This window comes from Robertmurraya korlensis NBRC 107688, from assembly GCF_001591645.1.
In the GTDB taxonomy this organism is placed as follows: domain Bacteria; phylum Bacillota; class Bacilli; order Bacillales; family Cytobacillaceae; genus Robertmurraya_A.
Window position 1 is genome coordinate 107878 of the sequence record NZ_BCVH01000008.1, and the last position, 24092, is coordinate 131969.

The 24092-nt window shown below is 37.5% G+C and carries 20 protein-coding genes; 18 read left to right on the plus strand and 2 right to left on the minus strand.

The genetic code is table 11. The features are described 5' to 3' along the window. Positions 1 to 317: 317 nt before the first annotated feature. The 11 genes from BKO01S_RS12700 (at position 318) to BKO01S_RS12745 (ending at position 13762) form a co-directional block, all read left to right on the plus strand. Entirely contained in the window at positions 318 to 1235 is a 918-nt protein-coding gene (locus BKO01S_RS12700) for a proline dehydrogenase family protein (RefSeq protein ID WP_066054304.1), read from the plus strand. Positions 1236 to 1284: 49 nt separating this feature from the next. Further along, a complete protein-coding gene (pruA, locus tag BKO01S_RS12705) occupies positions 1285 to 2856 on the plus strand; it encodes an L-glutamate gamma-semialdehyde dehydrogenase (RefSeq protein ID WP_066054306.1) in 1572 nt (523 codons plus the stop codon). Positions 2857 to 2924: 68 nt separating this feature from the next. Then, a complete protein-coding gene (gene putP / locus BKO01S_RS12710; RefSeq protein ID WP_066054309.1) occupies positions 2925 to 4388 on the plus strand; it encodes a sodium/proline symporter PutP in 1464 nt (487 codons plus the stop codon). A 20-nt stretch (positions 4389 to 4408) separates the two neighbouring features. Continuing rightward, complete coding sequence (locus BKO01S_RS12715) at positions 4409 to 5695, plus strand: Glu/Leu/Phe/Val family dehydrogenase (RefSeq protein ID WP_066054311.1); 1287 nt, start codon at positions 4409 to 4411, stop codon at positions 5693 to 5695. Between the two features lie 101 nt (positions 5696 to 5796). Beyond that, positions 5797 to 6171, plus strand: coding sequence for an aromatic acid exporter family protein (locus BKO01S_RS24875; RefSeq protein ID WP_269748522.1), 375 nt, complete (start codon positions 5797 to 5799; stop codon positions 6169 to 6171). Next, complete coding sequence (locus BKO01S_RS24880; RefSeq protein WP_269748523.1) at positions 6089 to 6769, plus strand: aromatic acid exporter family protein; 681 nt, start codon at positions 6089 to 6091, stop codon at positions 6767 to 6769. Before BKO01S_RS24875 ends, BKO01S_RS24880 begins: the two co-directional genes overlap by 83 nt. 87 nt (positions 6770 to 6856) lie before the next feature. Beyond that, positions 6857 to 8554 carry a sigma-54 interaction domain-containing protein gene (locus tag BKO01S_RS12725; RefSeq protein ID WP_066054313.1) on the plus strand — a complete coding sequence of 566 codons (1698 nt, stop codon included), beginning with the start codon at positions 6857 to 6859 and terminating at the stop codon, positions 8552 to 8554. A 114-nt stretch (positions 8555 to 8668) separates the two neighbouring features. Beyond that, entirely contained in the window at positions 8669 to 9961 is a 1293-nt protein-coding gene (locus tag BKO01S_RS12730) for a DUF2254 domain-containing protein (protein ID WP_066054315.1), read from the plus strand. A 111-nt stretch (positions 9962 to 10072) separates the two neighbouring features. Then, positions 10073 to 11101, plus strand: coding sequence for a SepM family pheromone-processing serine protease (locus tag BKO01S_RS12735; protein WP_066054317.1), 1029 nt, complete (start codon positions 10073 to 10075; stop codon positions 11099 to 11101). A gap of 266 nt (positions 11102 to 11367) precedes the next feature. Beyond that, positions 11368 to 12594, plus strand: coding sequence for an L-lactate MFS transporter (locus tag BKO01S_RS12740; protein ID WP_066054318.1), 1227 nt, complete (start codon positions 11368 to 11370; stop codon positions 12592 to 12594). A gap of 190 nt (positions 12595 to 12784) precedes the next feature. Beyond that, on the plus strand, positions 12785 to 13762 hold the full coding sequence (locus tag BKO01S_RS12745; protein ID WP_066054320.1) for an aldo/keto reductase family protein: 978 nt from the start codon (positions 12785 to 12787) through the stop codon (positions 13760 to 13762). A gap of 46 nt (positions 13763 to 13808) precedes the next feature. Here BKO01S_RS12745 and BKO01S_RS12750 read toward each other — a convergent pair whose 3' ends face one another. Continuing rightward, on the minus strand, positions 13809 to 14411 hold the full coding sequence (locus BKO01S_RS12750) for a YesL family protein (protein WP_066054321.1): 603 nt from the start codon (positions 14409 to 14411) through the stop codon (positions 13809 to 13811). A gap of 132 nt (positions 14412 to 14543) precedes the next feature. Here BKO01S_RS12750 and BKO01S_RS12755 point away from each other — a divergent pair, with 132 nt between their 5' ends. From BKO01S_RS12755 to BKO01S_RS12765, 3 genes are all read left to right on the plus strand, one after another. Continuing rightward, on the plus strand, positions 14544 to 15239 hold the full coding sequence (locus BKO01S_RS12755) for an HAD family hydrolase (RefSeq protein ID WP_157077365.1): 696 nt from the start codon (positions 14544 to 14546) through the stop codon (positions 15237 to 15239). Positions 15240 to 15263: 24 nt separating this feature from the next. Then, a complete protein-coding gene (locus BKO01S_RS12760) occupies positions 15264 to 16136 on the plus strand; it encodes a helix-turn-helix transcriptional regulator (protein ID WP_066054329.1) in 873 nt (290 codons plus the stop codon). 108 nt (positions 16137 to 16244) lie between these two features. Then, positions 16245 to 17525, plus strand: a complete 1281-nt coding sequence (locus BKO01S_RS12765) for a glycoside hydrolase family 27 protein (RefSeq protein ID WP_066054330.1) — start codon at positions 16245 to 16247, stop codon at positions 17523 to 17525. Positions 17526 to 17583: 58 nt separating this feature from the next. On the opposite strand, the gene BKO01S_RS12770 is transcribed toward BKO01S_RS12765, so the two are convergent. Beyond that, positions 17584 to 18729: a GntR family transcriptional regulator gene (locus BKO01S_RS12770; protein ID WP_066054483.1), complete on the minus strand. Its 1146-nt coding sequence runs from the start codon at positions 18727 to 18729 to the stop codon at positions 17584 to 17586. A gap of 463 nt (positions 18730 to 19192) precedes the next feature. On the opposite strand from BKO01S_RS12770, the gene BKO01S_RS12775 reads away from it, so the two are divergent. The 4 genes from BKO01S_RS12775 (at position 19193) to BKO01S_RS12790 (ending at position 24091) form a co-directional block, all read left to right on the plus strand. Beyond that, entirely contained in the window at positions 19193 to 20515 is a 1323-nt protein-coding gene (locus tag BKO01S_RS12775) for an ABC transporter substrate-binding protein (RefSeq protein WP_066054485.1), read from the plus strand. 147 nt (positions 20516 to 20662) lie between these two features. Further along, on the plus strand, positions 20663 to 21553 hold the full coding sequence (locus BKO01S_RS12780) for a carbohydrate ABC transporter permease (RefSeq protein WP_066054332.1): 891 nt from the start codon (positions 20663 to 20665) through the stop codon (positions 21551 to 21553). A gap of 84 nt (positions 21554 to 21637) precedes the next feature. Next, positions 21638 to 22480 (plus strand): carbohydrate ABC transporter permease, encoded by an 843-nt coding sequence (locus BKO01S_RS12785; RefSeq protein WP_084362070.1) that lies wholly within the window; start codon positions 21638 to 21640, stop codon positions 22478 to 22480. A 144-nt stretch (positions 22481 to 22624) separates the two neighbouring features. Next, the gene (locus tag BKO01S_RS12790; protein ID WP_066054337.1) at positions 22625 to 24091 is read left to right on the plus strand and encodes an arabinan endo-1,5-alpha-L-arabinosidase; all 1467 of its coding nucleotides are present in this window, start codon (positions 22625 to 22627) and stop codon (positions 24089 to 24091) included. The last annotated feature ends 1 nt before the right edge of the window (position 24092 follow it).

Consider the following 24092-nt stretch of genomic DNA (forward strand, 5'->3'; position numbering starts at 1 on the left):
ATAGTTACAAATATGAGAAAAGAGTACATGAGGATATGGAATAAAGTCCACCAGTAAGTAGAGAGGGAGAGACACTTTGCGAAGAGGCAAAGTGTCTTTTCTTTTGCTACATAAACATAGATTTTTTATAAAATAGTCAAAAAAGTATGTCAGATTATATGTCAGAATAGTACATTCCTTCCTTTTTTATGTACTATAATCGGTTCATCTATTAAACAACTTTGTTCAAATTTTAAGAGATTAGCGAATTTTAAACACAATTGTTTAATTATCAAGTTTGGATTTACATAATGATAAATATCGAAGGGGTGCATGTTATGGAGTTAATGATGAGAAATATGTTCCAATCACTTGGAAAGAATCCATCAGCTAACAAACTAGCGAAAAAATATGGATTACGTTTAGGAGCTACTCGCTTTGTTGCTGGAGATACGATTAAGACAGCAATCGCTGCGGTAAAAAAACTTAATGCGGAAGGAAAGGTTGCTACCCTTGATCACTTAGGGGAGTTTGTTTTTACGGAGGAAGAAGCGAATGAATCAGCAAGTATGTGTATTGCTACATTAGATGCGATTGCAAAGTCCTCCGTCCAATCTAATCTATCATTAAAGATGACATCACTTGGATTGGATATTAGTAGAGACCTATGTGTAAAAAATATGAAGAGAATACTAGATCGAGCGAAAATGTATGGAAACTTTGTTCGAATTGATATGGAGGATTATGCTCACGTACAAGTGACTATTGATATTTTTAAAGAGTTAAAGGACATTTACGGCGAGCATGTAGGGCTTGTCATACAGGCTTACTTGTATCGTACGGAAAATGATATGAAAGATTTGAATACCTATAAGGCAAATTTACGTTTAGTAAAAGGTGCCTACAAAGAGTCACATGAAGTGGCTTTTCCAGAAAAGGCAGATGTAGATACAAACTTTATGAAATGCATAGAAACGCATCTGTTAAATGGAAATTACACAGCAATTGCAACACATGATCCGAAGGTAATTGCTCAAACAAAAGAGATGGTAAAAAAATTCTATATTTCTAAAAACTTATTCGAATTCCAAATGCTTTATGGAATTTGTGTGGATCTTCAAAATCAATTAGTAAAAGAAGGATATAAAGTGCGAGTCTATGTCCCATACGGAATGGACTGGTTTGGTTACTTTATGAGAAGACTTGCAGAAAGACCAGCAAATGTATGGTTTGTTTTGAAAAATTTATTTAAATAAACCAAGTTATTTTCAATAAAAATCAAACACTTACAAAGGGGTAATAATTATGACAACGACAATGACAATCGCACCATTTAAAAATGAACCATTTACAGACTTCAGTATAGATACAAATATCCAAGAGATGCAATTAGCATTACAAAAAGTTAAAGCCGAGTTAGGAAGAAAATATCCACTATATATTGGGTCAGAGGAAGTTTACACGGAAGAACAAATTACTTCAATCAATCCAGGAAACATAGACGAAGTGATTGGTTATGTTAGTAAAGGTTCCTCCGACTTGGCAGAGAAGGCGATGAGCGTTGCATTAGGTACTTTTGAAACATGGAAAAAGGTGACTCCAACCGAGCGTGCAGACTATTTATTTCGAGCAGCTGCTTTAATGCGTGAACGTAAGCATGAGTTCTCTGCTGCATTGATTTTAGAGTCAGGAAAGAATTGGGCAGAGGCTGATGCTGATACAGCAGAAGCGATTGATTTTTTAGAGTTTTACGCACGTGAGATGATTCGATTAAGTGAAACAGACATTCATCAACCTTTAACAAAAATCGATGGTGATGACAACCATATTAGTTATATACCACTAGGTGTTGGCATTGTCATCTCTCCATTTAACTTCCCGCTTGCCATTATGGCTGGAACGACTGTGGCAGGCATCGTAGCAGGGAACTGTATCATCTTAAAGCCAGCTGATAACACACCAGTAATAGCAGCAAAATTTGTTCAATTAATGAAGGAGGTCGGCTTACCTGAGGGGGTACTTACCTTCTTACCGGGAGATGCATTAGAGGTAGGGGAGTATTTAGTTGAACATCCAAAAACAAGATTCATTTCCTTTACCGGTTCTCGTGAAGTGGGCTGTCGAATTTATGAGCGTGCCTCGAAAGTACAACCGGGACAAATCTGGCTAAAGCGTGTGATTGCGGAAATGGGTGGAAAAGATGGCGTTGTTGTTGATGAGACAGCAGATTTGGATGCCGCAGCATCTGGAATTGTTGCTTCTGCCTTTGGTTTTCAAGGTCAAAAATGCTCTGCCGGTTCAAGAGCGATCATTGTGGATTCCGTCTATGAAGAAGTGGTGGAGAAAGTGGTCCATCTAACGAAACAATTACAACAGGGGTTACCTGAGGAGAATGCAGCGGTTGGCCCGGTCATTGACCAAAAGTCATACGACAAAGTGATGAAGTACATAGAAATTGGCAAAGAAGAAGGCGAATTGTTAACAGGAGGTTCAAAGGCAGATGGAAATGGCTACTATATTCAACCAACTATTTTTACCGATGTTGATTCGAATGCTCGAATCATGCAGGAGGAAATCTTTGGACCGGTCCTAGCAATCTGCAAAGCTTCTAATTGGGAAGAAGCGATACGTATCTATAATAATACAGACTATGGGTTAACTGGGGCCTTCTTCTCACAAGAAGAAGAACGAATTGAGTACGCGTTAGGTAACATGCATTGCGGAAATCTATATATTAATAAGAAATGTACAGGTGCTCTTGTAGGGGTTCATCCTTTTGGGGGTTTTAATATGTCAGGCACGGATTCAAAAGCAGGGGGCTATGATTACTTGTTATTATTTACACAAGCCAAAATGACTTCAAGAAAAACAAACTAGTCGAATGCTAAAGCCAGTAAATAGCAACTCTATTTTCATGCGATCAAGTTAAAAAAGGGGGATATCATTTGGATATACAGTTAATTTTTTCTATAGGGGTTTATATGGTAGGTATGTTGTTAATTGGATATTTTGCCTATAAAAGAACATCTAATGTTTCTGATTATATGTTGGGTGGGAGAACACTAGGACCGGCAGTGACCGCATTAAGTGCAGGCGCATCTGATATGAGTGGTTGGTTGTTAATGGGGCTACCGGGAGCTATGTACTCTCAAGGATTAAGTGCCACTTGGATTGCGATTGGTTTAACGATCGGGGCGTACTTAAACTGGTTATACGTCGCTCCAAGGTTGCGGACGTATACGGAGGTCGCGAATAATTCTATGACAATTCCGGCGTTTTTGGAAAATCGATTTGGGGATAAAACGAATTTGCTACGCTTAATGTCTGGTATTGTGATTATTGTATTCTTTACATTTTATGTTTCCTCTGGAATGGTATCGGGGGGAGTATTATTTGAGACAACATTCAACATGGATTATGAGGCTGGATTATGGATTATTACAGCGGTTGTAGTTGCATATACCCTATTTGGAGGATTTCTAGCAGTTAGTTGGACGGATTTTGTCCAAGGATTGATTATGTTTACTGCTTTAATATTGGTACCAACTGTAACAGTTATGGAGGTCGGCGGGATTGGACCAACATTCAACGAAATCCATACCATTGACCCGACTCTATTTAATATTTTTAAAGGGACTAGTTTACTAGGGATTATTTCGCTTATGGCTTGGGGTCTTGGATACTTTGGTCAGCCTCATATTATCGTTCGTTTTATGGCTATCTCCTCTGTGAAGGATATTAAAAAAGCAAGAAGAATAGGAATGGGATGGATGATCATTTCGGTCGTAGGAGCTATGATTACCGGCTTTATCGGTCTAGCTTACTTTACAAAAGAGGGATTGCCATTAAATGATCCTGAAACAGTTTTTATTAAATTAAGCGAAATATTGTTTCATCCGATAATTACGGGTTTTTTACTTGCTGCCCTTTTAGCTGCGGTGATGAGTACTATTTCCTCTCAGCTACTCGTGACAGCTAGCTCATTAGGAGAGGACATTTATAAAACCTTTTTCCGAAGAGCAGCATCTGACAAGGAATTGTTATTTGTTAGTAGATTGGCCGTTTTAATAGTGGCGATGGTTGCTGTCATCCTTGCATTTAATAAAACTGGTACCATTTTATCACTAGTAGGCTATGCATGGGCCGGATTCGGTGCAGCCTTTGGTCCAGTAATCCTCATGAGCCTGTACTGGAAACGAATGAACATGTGGGGAGCATTTGCAGGAATGTTGACCGGAACGATTACCGTTATTATATGGGCGAATATTCCAAAGCTACAGGAAACTCTTTATGAAATTGTACCTGGTTTCCTCGTGTGTACGATTGCAATTGTAGTTACGAGTTTATTAACACCAGCACCATCAAATGCTTTAAATAAGACATTTGAAAAATATAAACAAATTGCCTAGTTAAGTGAAGGGGAAAGCCAATGATTGTTAAACAGGAGAAACCCATTTTAGTAGAAGAGAAGAGCGCCGAGCAGGTAAATGTATTAGATCGAACACAGAAAATTATGAAGCAAGCACTTGAAAAGATGAATTATGGACAAGAGGTTTTAGAATTGCTTAAAGAACCGTTACGCTTATTAACGGTTCGAATCCCTATTAAAATGGATGATGGAACGGTGAAGGTCTTTACTGGATACCGTGCTCAGCATAATGACTCAGTAGGTCCAACAAAAGGTGGAATTCGCTTTCACCCGGATGTAACAATGGATGAGGTGAAGGCACTGTCCATATGGATGAGCATAAAGTGTGGAATTACTGGACTGCCTTACGGTGGAGGGAAAGGTGGAATCCAATGCGATCCGAGAGAGATGAGCTTTGCTGAACTTGAACGTTTAAGTAGAGGGTACGTTCGGGCAATTAGCCAAGTTGTAGGTCCCACAAAGGACATTCCAGCCCCTGATGTATTCACAAATTCTCAAATTATGTCATGGATGATGGATGAATATAGCCATATCCGTGAATTTGATTCACCGGGATTTATCACTGGGAAACCTCTTGTGTTAGGAGGCTCCGTTGGAAGAGAGTCCTCTACTGCAAAAGGGGTAACGATTGTCTTAAAAGAAGCGACAAAAATAGCAGGGATTTCTCTAGCAGGATCAAAAATCAACATTCAGGGGTTCGGCAATGCGGGGAGTTTCTTAGCAAAGTTTCTATATGATGAAGGAGCTGTCATCACTGGAATCTCCGATGCTTACGGTGCCATTTATGAACCTCAGGGCTTGGATATCGATTACTTACTTGAATCAAGAGATTCCTTTGGGACAGTAACCACATTGTTTTCCAATCGAATATCAAATCAAGAGCTACTAGAAAAGCCATGTGATATTCTCATCCCTGCAGCAATTGCGAATCAAATTACCGAGCAGAATGCACCAAATATTCAAGCGAAAATAGTTGTGGAAGCAGCAAATGGTCCTACTACGGTAAATGCGACGGACATATTAACAAATAAAGGGGTCATTATTGTTCCAGATGTACTTGCAAGCGCGGGTGGAGTCATTGTTTCTTATTTTGAATGGGTACAAAATAATCAAGGGTACTATTGGTCGGAGGAGGAGGTAGAAGAGAAGTTAAAGAACATACTAGTCTCTTCTTTTAGTAAAGTACATCAAACATCTGTCCAGTTAAATGTGAATATGAGATTAGCAGCATATATGGTTGGATTAAAAAGAATAGTAGAGGCATCTAAGTTCAGAGGTTGGATTTAACAGGACTGTAGGTATGAGAAAGACTGCTACCACAAAAGGAGGAGCAGTTTTTTCTTTATTAGAGTGTAGATCTTTTAAAAAGAGTTGAGGAGTTTTCTACCATGAAGTACAAAATTGGCTTACGAACAGTGAAAACGGCAATTGCTGTTTCATTAGCGATTACGATTAGTCAGTATTTTAAATTGGAATTTTACGCTACTTGTGCGATCATCACTATATTATGTGTACAAACATCAAAGAAAAAATCATTAAACAGTGCTACTTCACGTTTTTTTGCTTGTATGCTATCGATCCCATTCACATACCTCTTCTTTGAATGGATCGGATTCTATCCGATGGTAATAGGACTTCTATTATTATTTTTTATTCCAACAACCGTAATTTTGAAGATTAATGAAGGGGTTTGTTACGAGCTCGGTTATTATTCTACACATTTACACCTCTGGAAGCCTGACGATTCAAGGGGTATTCAATGAAGTTGCATTAGTGGTAATCGGGATTGGCTCTGCATTAGTTGTGAATGTGTATATGCCAAGTTTAGAAAGAAAGCTAACTCTTAAACAAGTAGAAGTGGAGAATAAGTTACAGCATATTCTAATAGAGATTGCAGAGTATTTACGAACAAATAAAAAGCTTTGGACAGAAAGAGAAATTACGGAAACTGTACAATTGATTAAAGAAGCCAAATCCATAGCCTTTCGTGAAGTAGAAAATAATTTTTTTAGAAAGGAAGACTACTACTATCATTATTTTACGATCCGTGAGAAGCAAATGGACTTACTAGTAAGGATGCTTCCTACTCTTGAACAAGTACATCCAATGATAGAGCAACGGTATATAATTGCTGATTTTCTAGATTATGTTGCGTCTTACTTTTATACAGGTAGGATGGGACAACCCTATTTGGAAAAGTTAAAAAGGGTGGAAGAGGATTTTAGAAAGGTAGCTCCTCCAGAAAATTGGGAAATGTTTGAGGCGAGAGCGCATTTACTCATGATTGTACGAGAATTAGAGTATTATTTTTCCATAATGAATAAATTGAAGTTGGATCAAAAGAAATTGGTATTTAACTAGTAATTTCTTATTCTTCCCTTTAAATTGTCTTTCAATCTAGAAACAAAGGCATAAAATATGATACGTTAATAAAAAGGTGAAGGAAGGATGTATCGTATGTTTCAAAAATTGATTGACTTAGTGGAAGAGTGCGAAACAATTGTAAATGGTTATGCTCCATTAGGAGAGATAGTGAATTACCTCAACTCTTCTCACATGGTTGTGGCTCTTAATGAAGCGTACTATACTTTTACAAAAGATGAACGACAACTTCTAACCATTGGGAATGAAAGTATTTCTATAACAGATTGGATTAATGAATTGAAATGGGCACCTTCTTCAGTGGCTTCCTTAAGTGAGTTAACCATGGAGGAGTTGAATTGGAAAAGACCGGTTGTTTTGAGGGATACAAACGACAAAATACTGGGAATTGTAACGGCCGAGAAGTGGATTTCTTCCATGCAACAGGAATATGAAAAAATGGCGACTTACTTCCAAACATTATCAGAAACTATTAACGATGCGGTTACAGCTGTTGATAAGGAAGGTAATGTTATCTGCTGGAATAATACGTCTGAACTTACCTATAAAATTAAAAAGGAAAAAATTATTGGTAGGAAACTAAAAGACCACTTCCATACGGAAGCACTTGTATTGCATCGTATACTGCGTGAAGGGAGACCGGTTCGAGGAGCCTATCACCGTCCGAACGATGTGAATCATGTATTAATAAATGCCTCACCTATCATTATGAATAATCAAATTGAAGGTGGAATAGCAATTGAGAGAGATATTACAAAAATTATACGTTTGAATGAAGAATTAACCTCTTCATTGCCAGTACTTGTTCACCAAGATCATCCTTATTCCTCTATTGTGGGTAATTCAAAAAAAATAAAAGAAGCCATTGGGATGGCACAAAAAGTGGCCCATGCTGATATTCCTGTTCTGTTAAAAGGAGAATCGGGTGCCGGTAAAGAGATGCTTGCTCAAGCGATTCATTATGGAGGCTCTAAAAGCACAGGCCCGTATGTAACCGTTAACTGCTCGGTGATTCCTCCTGCCCTGTTAGAAATTGAGTTATTTGGCTTTCAGAACGATGCATTTGAGGAAGAAAGGCAAGGCAAACAAATAGGAAAAATTGAACAAGCGTATAATGGAACACTCTTTATCGAAGACATTGATAAGATGACATTGCCACTCCAAGAAAAATTATTAGAATATTTAGTAAACCATTCATTTTATCGTGTAGGTGGAACAGAAGAAATCACGACAAACACTCGTATTGTAGCTTCATCTTCAACTTTATCGCTGGAGGATGTAGTCAAAGAGGGTGATTTTAATGAAAAGCTATATTATCACTTATCAGTTATTACCATTAACATTCCTCCTTTGCGTGAAAGAACCGAGGATATCATCCCGCTTATTAGACACTATGTTAGTGAATTTTGTTCCAGCTACCACAAAGCGACTCCTGAAATTGATTCAAAAGTGATGAAGATATTAGTTGAATATGATTGGCCTGGGAATGTAAGAGAGCTTCGAAATGTAGTAGAACGATTTATCATATTATCAGATCAATCACTGATTACCATTGATGAGATACCAGAAAATATTATTAAAGTGGTTGAGAAGAAAAGCATGACATTAAAAGAAACGACACAAGAAATGGAAGCAAGAAAGATAGAAGTGGTAGAAATAGAGAATGCATTAAGAAAGACATATGGGAATAAAAGTGCGGCCGCAAACCTATTAGGTATATCAAGAGGTACGTTATACAACAAAATTAAAGAGTATGGATTGTGATCATGTCCCCTTCGCCTTAGCGAAGGGGTTTTAAATTTCCCTAAAGGTCGTTTAGATCATGAGTGAATGGCAAAACTGAGAGGATAATGATTTGTTAAACGAGGGAAGTCTACCATGATGAAAAAGTTAACGAACAAAGTTAAGAATAGCCTTTGGTTATTACCCAGTTTGTATAGTGGACTAGGACTTAGTTTTGCAATTATTACTACCACTATAGATACATACTACTTAAAACATTTTGTCCAATATATGCCTGAGATTTTACTTACCAGTGTGGAGCTAGCTATTACTATTTTAGCCACATTGTCTTCAGCGTTATTAACAATGACGACATTTACATTTTCTATTATCATGGTTGTTCTTACAACCTATTCCTCTCAATTTTCTCCAAGAGCACTTCCCAATTTTATGACAGCCAAAACGACGATGAGGGTGCTAGGGATATTTTTAGGAGGATTTGTTTATTCGATTTATAGCTTATTGTTTATGAGAAAATCGATTGATCATGAATATGTCATTTCTGCAGTGTTAGGAGTATTTTTTGCAATCATTTGTTTACTCTTTTTTATCCATTTCATTCATTATATCGGGAAGTCAATACAAGTTGATTTTCTGATTGAAAAGTTAACAAATGAAACGTTCCGCTCAAGTCATATGGTAAAAGACAGGATAACAAGAGGAGAACTATTTATTGTCAAAGATTTCATTAATCCTTATACGTATAAAAAAACCTATGAAAATAAAAACACAGGTTACATTCAAAAAATTGAGATAGATGAGATGATTTTATTTGCCTCAAGGGAGAATCTATATATTGAAATAAATTGTAAAATTGGAGAATTTATTACAGAGGGAAGTACCCTTTTTACTATTTACAGTGATATAGGATTGATAGATGACCAAATACTCCATCAATGTGAAAGCCATGTCACTGTGAGCCATCAGAGAAGTACCACGCAGGATATGTCTTTTTCCATTCAGAAGCTAGTAGAGATTGCTTTGAGAGCTACTTCGCCTGCAATCAATGATCCATTCACGGCTAAACATTGTATTCGTAATATTGGGAAGATACTCTCAGAGGTTTCACCTATACTAGAAGGACATAGGCTATTTAAAGATAAAAATGAGAAGGCTAGATTATTCATACCTATGGAAAACTTAGAAAACCTCCTCTATTTTACCTTTTATGAATTTGATATTACAGAAAGAAAGGATTTGTCTGTATTGGGGGTAATCTTTGATGCATTAATCATGACAGCCCAGAAAAGCTCTAAGGAAAATAAACAAATACTATGGGGATTTTCCTCATACATTACATATAAGTTTTATGACAACAATAGACTTCACGATTTAGATAAAGAGTTTCTTCAGTTGAAAACAAACAGTCTATATAAGGCCACACACTAGCAGTAGGTTTTTTATGTTCACATTATATAAATAAGAAAAAAGGTATTTTGACAGATTGTGTCGAATATCTCTTTGCTGAATTAGAGCAAAAAATTTTATAGTAGGTGAACCATGAAACGTATATCGAAGCGCATCAAGATCACATTTTTCATTCTCTTTATTTTAATAATTGTGGGTTTTATTCCAACACCTTATTATTTGTATCAACCTGGCACTACGGAAGATTTAACTGCAATGGTTAATGTCGAGGATGGATATATAGACGAGAAAGGAAACTTTTACTTAACGACCGTTCTTTCTATAGAAGCGGGTAATATTTATTACTTAGCATACGGACTGTTAGCTCCCCATACAGAAATTAAAAAAGCTACCGAAGTCAGGAGCGATTTAACAAATCAAGAATACGATACTCTCCTTTCTTTCATGATGAGAGATTCTAAGCAGAATGCGATTGTCTCAAGTTTTTCAGAAGCAGGGGAAGATTTACATATGGAAAATAACGGTATTTTTGTTTATGGAATCGCAGAGCAATCAAAAGCAAAAGGAATTTTAAAGGTTGGAGATATTATTACGGAAGTGGATGGAACGAAGGTATCGGAACGAAATGAATTCATCAATTATATTGAACAGAATAAAGAAGCAGGAGATACCGTTTCTCTAAAAATAACAAGAAATGGTAAGATACGTGAAAAAACAGTTGAAATTATCCCATTTGGGGAAGAATCAAATCGAATTGGACTTGGAATCACACCTGAAGAAGATTTTATAATAGACTTGGCAAGACAGGTTGAACTAAAGAGTGAGGATATAGGTGGACCTTCTGCTGGATTAATGTTTTCTTTAGAAATTTATAAGCAGCTTGTTGCAAAAGACCTTACGAAGGGATATGAGATTGCTGGAACTGGTACCATTGACCACAAAGGGAATGTGGGTCAGATTGGAGGAATTAGACATAAAGTTACATCCGCTTCTTTACAAGGGATAGATATTTTCTTTGTTCCAAAAGATTTGTCTGAACTCGACTCCAATGAAAAGAACGCTTTAGATGAAGTGGAGAAAGGGGGATATGACCTAGAAATTGTTCCGGTTGCTACTTTAGCTGAAGCAATAAAGTACTTAGAGAATCTGAAGGAAAAATAAGAGATTCCAGCGGTTAATTTCGAAATATTCTTGACCAACGAACCAAACGGAATTATAATAGATAGAATTATGACAGCTCTTTTCAATGTCCAAGGACAAGGAGGAGAGAAATCATAAATTTATAGAATCATTTGAAAATAATTTTGGTTGCTAATGTAAACACACATAATTGTGAGTGCAAAAGAGGCCAACGTTGATGGGTATTCATCACCGTTGGTCTCTTTTTTTTTGCGAGTTTGATATCTTAAACAAGGAGGTTCTATCCAATGAATCGTTGGTTAGTCGTGTTAGGTGCTGTTCTCATACAAATTAATTTAGGAGCAGTGTATGCTTGGAGTTTATTTAATCAGCCCCTGATTGATAAATTTGGTTGGGCAAGAGAAGATGTTGTTGTAACTTTTTCAATTACGATTGCCGTTTTTGCGTTTGCTACGATCTTTGCTGGAAGGTTACAGGATCAAATTGGTCCTAGGTGGGTAGCAACAATCGGAGGCTTGTTACTGGGGATTGGGTTAATGTTATCAAGTCAAGCGACCTCACTAGTTCAGCTTTATCTCTTTTACGGTGTTATAGGTGGAATTGGGATTGGTATGACCTATGTTTGCCCACTATCTGCATGTGTAAAGTGGTTTCCAGATAAAAGAGGGTTTATTAGTGGAGTGGCTGTTGCAGGATTTGGACTAGGTGGTCTTATATATAAGCCATTGATAGGATATTTTATTGAATTGTCAGGGGTTTCTTCTTCCTTTATGTATCTAGGTATTATTTATTTAGTGTTAGTGATTGCTGGTGCACAGTTATTGAAAAATCCAACAGAAGAACAGGTGTTGAAATATCAACCTGTACAGCAGGAAGCTAACAATCTACCTAAAACACATATAGATACAAACAATCAGTTTACCCCGAAGCAAATGCTCCGTACCCACCAGTTTTACCTGCTATGGTTTATGTTCTTATTTGGCAGTGTATCTGGATTGATGGTGATTAGCTTTGCTGTTGACATTGGTGTAGATATGGCAAACTTAGAACTTGAACAAGCAGGCAATGCAGTAATGGTGATTGCTCTGTTTAATGCAGCAGGGCGAATTGTATTAGGTAAATTATCCGATCGTTTTGGACGGAAAAATACACTAATGGCAATTTATGGGTTAACAGCTGTTATCATGTTTTATATGAGTACAGGAATGATGAACTATCCATTATTTTTAATGGCAGTATCCTTAATTGGATTTTGCTTTGGTGGATTTCTAGCACTATTCCCATCAGTAACAGCAGATTACTTTGGTGTAAGAAACCTAGGTAGTAACTATGGATTTATGTATCAAGCATATGGTCTATCAGCCTTTGTTGGACCTATCGTTGTGAAGTCTCTTCCTTTCACTTACGCCTTCTTGCTAGCAGGGTTTATCTGTGTGTTAGCAATTGCTATGGCAAAGCTAGTTGAGGTTCCGAGTCAAGTATCTGTAAAAAGGTTACAAGAAACACAAGCATAAAAATAAAGCGGGTATAAAATCGAGGAGATTTTATGCCCGTTTTTTTATTACGATGATCCCCTTTTTTCCTTTAAAAAATAAATTTTTCTTTAAACTATGAAAATTTATGGTAAATTGTCAGTAAGGGCTTTCATGGATGTGAGAAAAAAGATACGTACAAGTTCAATAAACTACTGGAGGGAAACGGAAAATGAAATATCGCAGACTTGGTAACAGTGGATTAAAGGTTAGTGAATTAGGATTAGGAAGCTGGTTAACATTTGGAACAGCTGTGGACAACAAAAAGGCATTTGAATGTATACATAAAGCCTATGAATTGGGGATTAACTTCTTTGATACGGCGAATGCATATAACAATGGCAAAGCAGAGGAAGTTCTTGGTGAAGCACTAAAAAATTATCAACGTAGCAGCTATGTGGTAGCTACAAAGTTGTTTTTTCCAATGGGAGAAGGACCGAATGAGCGGGGACTTTCCAGAAAGCATATTTTTGAACAGTGCGAAGCAAGTTTAAAACGCTTAGGTCTCGATTACATTGACCTGTATCAGTGCCATCGTTTTGATTCAGAGGTTCCGATAGAAGAAACTCTTTACGCGCTAGATGATTTAGTTAGACAAGGGAAGGTCTTGTACACAGGAGTTAGTGAATGGAGTGCTCAACAAATTGATGCAGCTGTGAATATTCAAAAGGAACATAAATTTCGCCCACTTATTTCTAACCAACCCATTTATAATATGTTTGAAAGATACATCGAGGAGGATAAGGTGATAGACGTTTGTAGAAACCATGGAATCGGGCAAGTCGTCTTCTCGCCATTAGCGCAAGGGGTGTTAACTGGTAAATATAAACTTGGTGCAAATAAGCCTTCTGACAGCCGGGCAGCTAATGACTCTACTAATCAAGTAATTAATAGTTACTTTAGAAATGATGTGCTAGAGGTTGTTGGTAAATTAAATAACCTAGCAAGCGAATTGGGATTAACCTTAAGTCAGCTAGCGTTAGCATGGGTTTTACGTCATAAAGAAATTAGTTCAGCTATCATTGGAGCAAGTAAACCTTCGCAAATTGAGGAAAATATGAAAGCTGTTGAGGTAGAGCTTACTACAGAAGTTCTTGAGAGAATCGAATATATAATTGAAGAGGTAAAGGATTTCGCGCCTCTACGATAATCAGAAAGAAAATGACAGTTATGATAACTGCCATTTTCTTTTTGAGTTATACAGTTGTGACTTGATTTTGGATCTTTTGAAAAACACGATTGCACAAGTATGAAATACAAAAAGCACAAGTGGAGAAAATAAAGATAAACGAAATCGGCCAGAAATAAAGTATGACTCCAGTAATCACGATACAAATGACCGCTAAAATAGTAGTCAAAAAGAACCTTAGTGAAAAAAAGAATGAGTTTTTCACAATTGTCGTCCTTTTCATTTCATAGTGGGCCATAATTGGAAAAATAAAAACCGTTGTAATAAGCATAACCACTGCAATGAGTAAAAAAACTGAGAAAAAAATAGTTTGCATGGAACCGAGGCTCCTCATTAAAGAAAAGTCTAAGAAAAGTAGTCCGGACAAGAACAGCCAGAGCAATCCTAAAACAAAGCTTTGTTTGAAGTTTTCCTTAAAAAACTTCATAAAGGAGCGAAAAACACTATAGTCCTTGTGAATAATCCACTGTCGTGTTACGCAGTACATGGCAACAGTAGCAGGGAAAATGGTGACTACTGGTAGACAGAATAAAAGCCATAGAATATTAAGTTGGAAAAAAGCGGTTACAATTTCTAGTAATCTAAAAAAGAGATTGTTTTCATATTTCATATGTTTTCACCCAGGTTTTCATATTTTCTAGCATTAACCTAAAAATAGCACATTCCTGTTCATAAAAAAAGCTGGAATTTTTGGCTGATTAGGGAGAAGGTTATAATAGTGGTAATAGGAAAGGAGAAGGGTATGACTATTCAAGCAGTATTTTTTGATTTGGATGATACATTACATGACTCACAACACTCTTTTGAACAGACTGTAAAAAAGCTTTTTCCAGAAGTAGCTTCTCAATTAACGATGAACGCATTATATATAAAGTTTAGAGAGGCTAGTGATTTGTTATGGAAGGATTATGTAGAAGGTAAAACACCTCTCAGTGACCTTCGAACGAGAAGGGTTATTATGGCAATGAAAAGTCTAGATATGACGATTGATTCTGAATTAGCAAACTTGTTTCAAAAACAATATGAGTATAATCAAAAACATCTTAAATTGTTCCCAGAAGTACCCGGTTTACTAGGAGCACTGAAGGAGAGGGGGCTACTCGTTGGGATGATTACAAATGGCCCTGTAGAGCATCAACACAACAAAATTACTTCCTTGCAACTGACAGATCATATCCCTAGGCATCTTATCTATGTTTCAGATGGAGTAGGGGTGGCGAAGCCTAATCCAGACATCTTCCATCACGTGAGAAACAGTGTAAACCTGTTGCCTCACGAATTGCTCTATGTTGGTGACTCTTGGGAAAATGATATTGTTGGTTCATCAAAAGCTGGCTGGAAGTCACTTTGGTTTAATCATCGGAAAAGAGAGCCGGAGACGAATCATGAGCCCCTAGCAGTTATCCACAAACTAACAACCATTTTGGAGTACGTATAAATTACTTGTAGGTAGGGGTTTTAGATGAGTAATGAGGTGTATGGATTTCGGTTTCTTGACACATTACATACTTCCTTTTATCAGTTATTTGCTGTAGGCCATCAAAAGGTACGTGAAGAAAGCTATGATTGGGATGGGTTAAAACGGAAGGATGGCCCACTATATCTTTTCCAATATACCGTAGCTGGCTTTGGGGAGATCGACATTAATGGACAACTCCATAGGGTAGAGCCGGGACGAGGGTTTCTGGTGGAAATTCCTAGTATTCATCGATACTATTTACCGAAGGAAAGTGAAGAGTGGGAGTTTTATTTTATTCTTTTTCGTCCTACTAAAATCGAAAAAGAGTGGGACGAAATAATTGAAATGCTAGGGAGAACACCGGTATTCGAGGTGGATAGCTCTCCGATTCGCTTTCTTCATAGTACGTATGTAGCAGCAGCTAAAAACCAAATTACGGATGGATTTCGGGCGTCTTCTATTGTTTATCAATTTGTTATGGAGCTCTATCGGTATGGGATGAGGAGTAAAAAAGGAATAGAAGACTGGCCCGATAAAATTACCCAAGCGGTTCGTTTGTTAAATGAGGAATATCACTCATTGCAGAGTCTGGAGGAAATAGCTGCTCACATTCAACTATCAAAATATCATTTTGGTAGATTATTTAAGAAGAGTACAGGTCTTGCTCCCATGGAGTATGTAACAAAGGTACGGATTGAAAAAGCAATTAATCTTCTACGAACCACAGAATGTTCAATAGAGGAGATAGCTGAACAAATCGGATATTCAAGCAGTAGTTATTTTATTAAGGTATTTCGTTCATGGGTTGGTTTCTCCCCTGGAGAATTTCGTACAGGTAAAGATTTGCTACTCATGAACGAAATTCGCTTTAGCTAAGAGCATTATTCTACAACTGAAGGCAAAATATTATGATAGATGTGATGATGTCAGTCCTTTATTATTCAAGATAAGAGCAAAATAATTACATGAAGGACGGTATGAAGGATGAAACATCACACATTTGCGAAGACGCCACCACTAGGTTGGAATAGCTGGGACTGTTATGGTGCAACGGTTAGAGAGGAAGAAGTTAAAGGCAATGCAGACTATATGGCTCAACACCTGAGGCAATATGGGTGGGAATATATTGTAGTCGATATTCAATGGTACGAAGCAGGAGCCACCTCATCTATTTATCGTCCGTTTGTTCCACTAGAAATGGATGAATATTCAAGACTTATACCAGCTGTGAATCGTTTTCCTTCTGCTGAGAACGGACAGGGATTTAAGCCATTAGCTGATTACGTACATCAACAAGGCTTGAAATTTGGAATTCATATGATGCGAGGGATTCCTCGCCAGGCGGTACATGCCAACACACCGATTCTTGGGACAACGGTTCGCGCACGAGATATTGCTCACCCTAACTCCATATGCCCATGGAATACAGATATGTATGGAATTGATGCTTCAAAAGAAGGTGCTCAGGAATATTATAATTCTCTTTTTGATATGTACGCGGAGTGGGGAGTGGACTTTGTTAAGGTAGACGATATTGCGGCATCAAGGCTTTATTACTTTCATAAAGAGGAGATGGAACTAATCCGTAAGGCCATCGATCACTGTGGAAGAGATATCGTTCTTAGTCTGTCACCTGGACCTGCTCCGACTGAATTTGCGGATCGTTTAATTGAATATGCAAATATGTGGAGGATGACGGACGACTTCTGGGATCATTGGGATCTTCTGTACGGAATGTTTGAGCGTTGTGAAAAGTGGAGCAATTATGTCGGTGAAGGACATTGGCCAGATTGCGACATGCTGCCATTAGGACATATTGGAATTCGGTCGGTTGATGGTGGGGGAGGAGACCGCTGGACTCGCTTCACGAAAGATGAACAGATGACAATGATGACACTTTGGTCAATTTTTCGGTCGCCTTTAATGTTTGGTGGAGACTTACGTGACAATGATGAATGGACTCTTTCTCTCCTTACAAATACTGAGGTATTGAAGATGCACAAAGAATCCTATTGCAACCAACTTGTTTCTCGAGAGGATGATCTTGTGGTTTGGAGTGCAAAGGACAGCGAAGGAAACCTATATACAGCCCTGTTTAATCTGAGGGATGAGGAGGCAAAGGTGAAAACATCACTCGACCAGTTAGGGATTTCTAATGATAAACAAGCACGAGATCTCTGGAACCAGGAGGAACTAGGTAAAGTAACGGATACAATTGAGTGTGAGCTCCCAGCGCATGGAGCTTTGTTACTGAAGTTGTACTAATCCTACAAGCCATCGTTCAAAAAAAATGACCCTTGTCTTAAGAGACAAGGGTCATTTGCTAAATCAAACTAGTTTTTTTTAACTGCATAGTGGAGTTTCGGACAACTAGTTCTGGTTCATATACCTTAGAAGGTGGCATTTCTTTCTTTTCAACTGCTGAGACAATCCACTTGGCAGCTTCAATTCCCATTTCCATTTTCGGGTGAGTAACAGAGGTTAATTTCACTTCTGTTGCTTCAGCTAAAAATGAATCATCGTATCCAACAATGGAAACATCTTCTGGTACTTTTAAGTCCAGTTTACGAAGAACATCTAATATACTTACCGCTAACTGGTCGTTGTAGCAGACAATTGCGGTTGGTTTTTCATCCATAGAGAAGAATTCCTCAAGTTGATTTAATGTTTTGCTATAAACGTCTTCAGTTGAATAGGTAATAACCATTTCAGGGAAAAACGTTACCCCGTGCTCTCGGAAAGCCCGAATGAAGCCTTGCATGCGGTGTACCCCTTGAAGGTCATCGGTTTTAAACAGACCAATAATTTTTTCATGACCTAATTTGATAAGATGTTCGGTTGCAATAAACCCTCCGCGCTCATCATTCATGATGATATGAGGAGGCATAAGCTGGGAGTAAAATTGGTTAATCATCAGATAAGGGATATTATTTTGTTCAAGCTCAAGATAGTAATTAATATTCGGATTGTAATTACTACTCTTCGTAGGTTCAACAATAAGCCCATCAATATTTCTGCCCAACATCGTTTGTAAACATTGCTTTTCTTTTTCCACATTATTATCTGTGCAAGAAAAAGTTAATGAATACCCTTGAGTGGTCAGATATGATTCAATTCCTTTAATAATAGATGGAAAAATATAATCTGAAATATAAGTTGTAATAACTCCAATATTTTTACCATTCGTATTCGAAGAGGAAAGATGATGCGGTTGTTGTGATTGTTTTGGTCTGTGCGAGCAGAAGGTACCTGCTCCTTGTTCACGATACAGTAGACCTTCATGCACTAAATCTCCTACCGCTTGTCGTACCGTATGTCTACTTACTCCAAATATCTGGACAAGTTCATTTTCAGAATAAATTTTTTCCCCAGGGTTTACCTTCCCCGTTTCAATCCACTCCACGATCTTTTCCTTAACCATGTTGTATTTCGTTTTTTGTTGCGCCACTGAGGTATCACCGCTTTCCATTCCATGTACAATATTTAACAAACTTATACGTACAACATATATCTAATAATACCATTGTATCAAATAAAAAGGAAAAAAACTATTCCATACAAGTATATTATATAAAGAAATGTGAACACGTACGGACATAATAATAATTTTTTTGAAAAATCACGTTGACATGTACGAACAGGTATATTACTATTTTAATTGTAGAGAATACGCTTTCAAAGAGAAAAACTCTCGAGGGTCAATTGCTTTTACTTGCAAACTACCATTTTATTAGGAGGGATTTATATGTGATTCCCTAACATGTACGTACATATAAAAAAGACTGTTCTTACAGTAGGGAATAAGCTATTATTTTTTTAAGCAAAGTGATTACGCTTACAAATAGTTTTCTTGATTTCAATCATTTATAACTACAATAGGTTAAGATGGAGGGGTTAACTTGTTTAAATCATCTAAAAAATTCGGTGTATTAATGCTTCTTGCAATTATGATCATAGGTGCAGTTCTTAGCGGTTGCTCAGGTAAAGAATCTGCTAGCAGTGACGGTAAGGTTGAACTTACTTTTATGTTTAGAGGAAATCCTGAAGAACTAGCAGCTTATAAAGCTACTGTAAAGAGATATGAAGAAGCGAACAAGGATGTAAAAGTTACAATGGTTCAAACAGCTCCTGATCAATATGATACGAAGTTAAAATCAGCAATTGCTGGACGTAAGATTCCAGATGTTTTCTTCTATAACCCAGCACAAGTAAAAGCATATGTGAACTCTGGAGTATTATTAGATATTACGGAACAAGTTGAAGGATCAACTGACGTGAAAATTGATGACATTTGGGAAGCTGGGGTTAATAAGTACCGTTTTGATGGTGAAACATTAGGTCAAGGTTCAATCTATGGATTACCAAAAGATTTAGGACCTTTCGCTCTAGGTTACAACAAAACAATGTTTGAAGAAGCAGGAATTCCACTTCCTGATAAAGACAAGCCATACACTTGGGATGAATTCATTGATGTTGCTAAGCAATTAACGAAAGATAATGATGGCGATGGCAAAATGGATCAGTATGGAACTGGATTTAACGTAAACTGGGCATTACAACCGTTTGTTTGGAGTAACGGCGCAGACTGGATTAACGAAGATGGAACGAAGGTTACAATCGACGATCCGAAGTTTATCGAAGCATTACAATTCTTTGTAGACCAACAAAACAAACACCAAATTACTCCTTCTATTGGTGACGCTCAAACATTAGATACGTACCAAAGATGGTTAAAGGGTCAATTAGCGTTCTTCCCAGTTGGACCATGGGATATGGCTGCATTCGAAGAACAATTAAAGTTTGAATACGATCTACTTCCTTGGCCTGCAGGTTCTACTGGTAAAGCTTCGGCTTGGGTTGGATCTTTAGGTATCGGTGTTGGAGCAACAACGAAACATGCTAAAGAAGCAGCTGAATTAGCAATGTTCTTATCTGCTGACCAAGAGGGACAACAAGCGTTAGTTGATGCACAAGTACAATTACCAAACAGTGTTGAAGTTGCTGATGCATGGGCTGCTGACGCTTCAATCAAACCTGAGAATAAACAGGAATTCCTTGATATCATTAATGACTACGGTCGTGGATTCCCAGCTGAAAAAACGTATACTGCTGAATGGTACGATGAGTTCTTCAAAAATATCCAACCAGTTTTAGATGGTAAGACAACTGTTGAAGACTACGTAAAAGAAGCACAACCAAAAATGCAAAAGCTTTTAGATGCAGCAATTGCACAAGAGAAGCAAGCTACTAAATAATCATGTTTTAATGGTAGTCTAATTAGTGTAAATGGTGCTAGGTTCATAGAATCATAAGCTAGCATCATTTACATCTTTAATTCAAATTGTTATTTGTACCAAAAGGAAGCATGTGAATTCATGCTTTTGCTGAAAGGGTGAGGAAAGATGAAAGCGACATCCAAGCTGTATCGCACAGAACAAAGATATGCCTATTTGTTTATTGCAGCACCAGTCTTAGGATTCCTCATTTTTGCAATGGTTCCTCTTATTTATTCAATGTATGGAGCCTTTACGAATTGGAATGGTCTAGGACAAATGGAGTTTATCGGCTTTGAAAACTTCATAAATTTATTTAAAGACGAGTACTTTTACAAGTCGATGTATAACACATTTTTTATGATGCTAGGTATTCCAATTGGAATTGTGCTAGCGCTATTACTGGCTCTAGCTCTCAATAGAGGGATCTTTGGAACGAATACCTTCCGTGTTCTTTACTATATTCCTGTCATTTCCTCCATTGCTGCGGTTTCTATTCTTTGGCAGTGGGCGTATAACGGAGATTATGGTTTAGTTAACCAATTTTTAGATCTTATTGGGATTGAGGGTCCTAACTGGTTGCAAAATACAGCTACGGTAAAACCAGCTTTAATTATTATGGCTGTGTGGAAAGGATTAGGATATACCATGTTGCTTTACTTAGCAGCACTACAGAGTGTACCTAAAACGTTCTATGAAGCTGCGAAATTGGATGGAGCAAACGCTTTTCAAGCCTTTTGGCATATCACGCTTCCAATGGTAAAACCAGTAACATTCTTTATTATCGTTACAAATATTATTGGTGGAGCGCAAATCTTCACTGAGATTAATGTTATGACACCTACTGGTGGTCCTGAATATAGTTCAGCATCAGTTGTTTTCTACATTTGGCAAAAAGCATTTGGTAACTTCCAATTAGGTTATGCATCTGCAATGGCCTTGGTATTAGGACTCTTCATCTTTATTATTACCCTAATCCAATTTAAGATGAACGAAAAATCTTCCTTTGATTTGGATTAAGACTAGGATAATAAAAAGACTAATAGAAAGGGGCTTTTAACAATGGAAGTTGCAGTTGTAAAAAAGGAAGTAAAAGCTGAACCAATGTCTGAAAAAAAGAAAGATAGAATTACCAATATATTTGTTTTTGCCTTCCTAAGTTTCGGAGCGATTTTTATGGTAGCTCCACTCTTATGGATGTTCTCTACGTCACTTAAATCGAAGGAAGACGTTTTTGCTCTACCTCCTGTATGGATACCGAAAGATATCTCCTTTTCTAAATATCTTGAAATTTGGGATATGGGGCCACTTTTATCGGGGATTGGTAACAGTTTAATTGTGGCATTATCAGTAACCATTATTGGTACTCTTACTTCGAGTTTAGCAGCTTTTGCATTTGCGAAGCTGAAGTTCAATGGGAAAAATAAAATCTTTATTATGCTTTTTGCATCGGTTATGATTCCTTATCCGGTGCTCATGATTCCACAGTTCATTATGTTTTCAAGTATCGGTTGGGTAGATAGTTTATTACCATTAATCGTACCTGGACTATTTGGGAATTTGTTCATGATTTTCTTCTTACGACAATACTTGAATAGCGTTCCTAATTCCATTATTGAAGCTGCAAAAATTGATGGATGCTCGTATTTCCAAATCTTTTATAAGATTATCTTTCCATTAATTAAACCAGCGGTTGCTGCTCAGTTAATCCTATGGTTTATGGGGATCTGGAATGACTACTTAGGTCCGATTCTTTACTTGAATTCACCAGAGAAACAAACCTTGCAGTTAGTAATTGCAAACTTTAACGCATCGTATGCAATCCAAAGTGATTATCCATTAATCATGGCGGCATCAGTAGTTGCGTTACTACCAATGTTAATCGTATTTATTATCTTCCAAAAGCAGATAATCGAATCGATTGCTATTTCAGGAGTAAAAGGTTGATACATTGATTCAAAAAATGCAAATCAAAATACCGGGAATATTTTGATTGAAAAATTGAATAACAAAAAAATGGAAAGGCACTTATCGAGGGATACACGGATAAGTGCATTTTTTTTCATATTTTATTTGTTGGGAGCCACAACAGTGAACAAACAAAAGAGAATTTATCTAGCAATAGGTATAGCCATGTTACTAATGTTTGCCCTATTGATTACGCCTAGAAACATGAAACCAAATACAAATGATCTATCGGGGCTAAGCCTTCCTTCTCCTCCTTCAGAAAGGGTTATTCCTAAAGTAATGAATGACATCATTTACAAAGAAGAGGAGTGGACGACAAATTTTACCCACGACGGGGCCATTATCAAAAATGGGGATTGGTATTATGTGTACTCGACTGATTACATGGTCGGTGCACCACCGACACCCGGTATTCAAATACGTAAGTCGAAGGATCTAATTCACTGGGAGTTTGTTGGTCGAGTATTTGATCAAGTCTCAAATGAAGCGTGGGAATGGACTGGTGGGACGACGTATTGGGCGCCAAATGTTGTTGAAATGAATGATAAGTTTTACTTGTACTATTCCGTCTCCTCAGTTGGAAAGCGAACTTCGTATATCGGTTTAGCGACAAGTGACTCATTGGAGGGGCCCTGGAAGGATGAAGGAGCTGTTTTTAAAACGCAGGAAGGTGATGAGTACACGGTAAATGCCATCGATCCTGATATCACGTTTGATACTGAAGGACAGCCATGGATGGTTTATGGGTCATATTTTGGTGGCATTTTTATCACAAAAATGGATCCGCAAACAGGGAAATTAGAAGATCCTACTGCAGAAGGGACATTAATTGCCCAACGAAAAAATATGAGCTATGGAATTGAAGCTCCGGAAATCATCTATAATCCAGACACAGAGTATTACTATTTAACCGTTTCCTATGAATGGTTGGAGGATACGTATAACGTCAGGACCGCTCGGTCGAAGAATATCACAGGTCCTTATCTAGACTTCAACGAAAACGATATGGTTGATTCGTCAGATGATTCCTTTGATACCGGTAATAAAATTGTTGGATCGTATGCTTTTGGCAAAGATAGTGGATGGATTGGAACTGGTCATAATGGCTTGCTAGAGGATGATGGGAATTATTATTTAATCCATCAAGCAAGAGCAGGTGAGGAATTATTCTGGTCTCATTTACATGTGAGAAAAATCGTATGGACAGAGGATGGGTGGCCAGTTGTATCTCCAGAGAGATATGCGGGTGAAAAAGAACAGAAAATTGAAGAGCGGCACATCATTGGAGACTGGGAGCAAATTCTCCTTCCGCGATATGACGACACCATGCAAATTTCCCGGAAACTTACCTTCCTTTCGAATGGAAAGATAGAGGATGAAAGTGGAAAGAGCAACTGGGAATTATCTGGTGACAATACACTTACCTTATCAATCTACGATCCAGGAGTTGCTCCTGAGGATTATTGGGACTATACCATAAAAGTACTACCGGGATGGGACTGGGAAAATTGGAATGAAACCCTTGTTTTTACCGGGATGAATGAAGAAGGAACGGCCCTCTGGGGAAAAAAGCAAAATAAAGGAGAGTGAT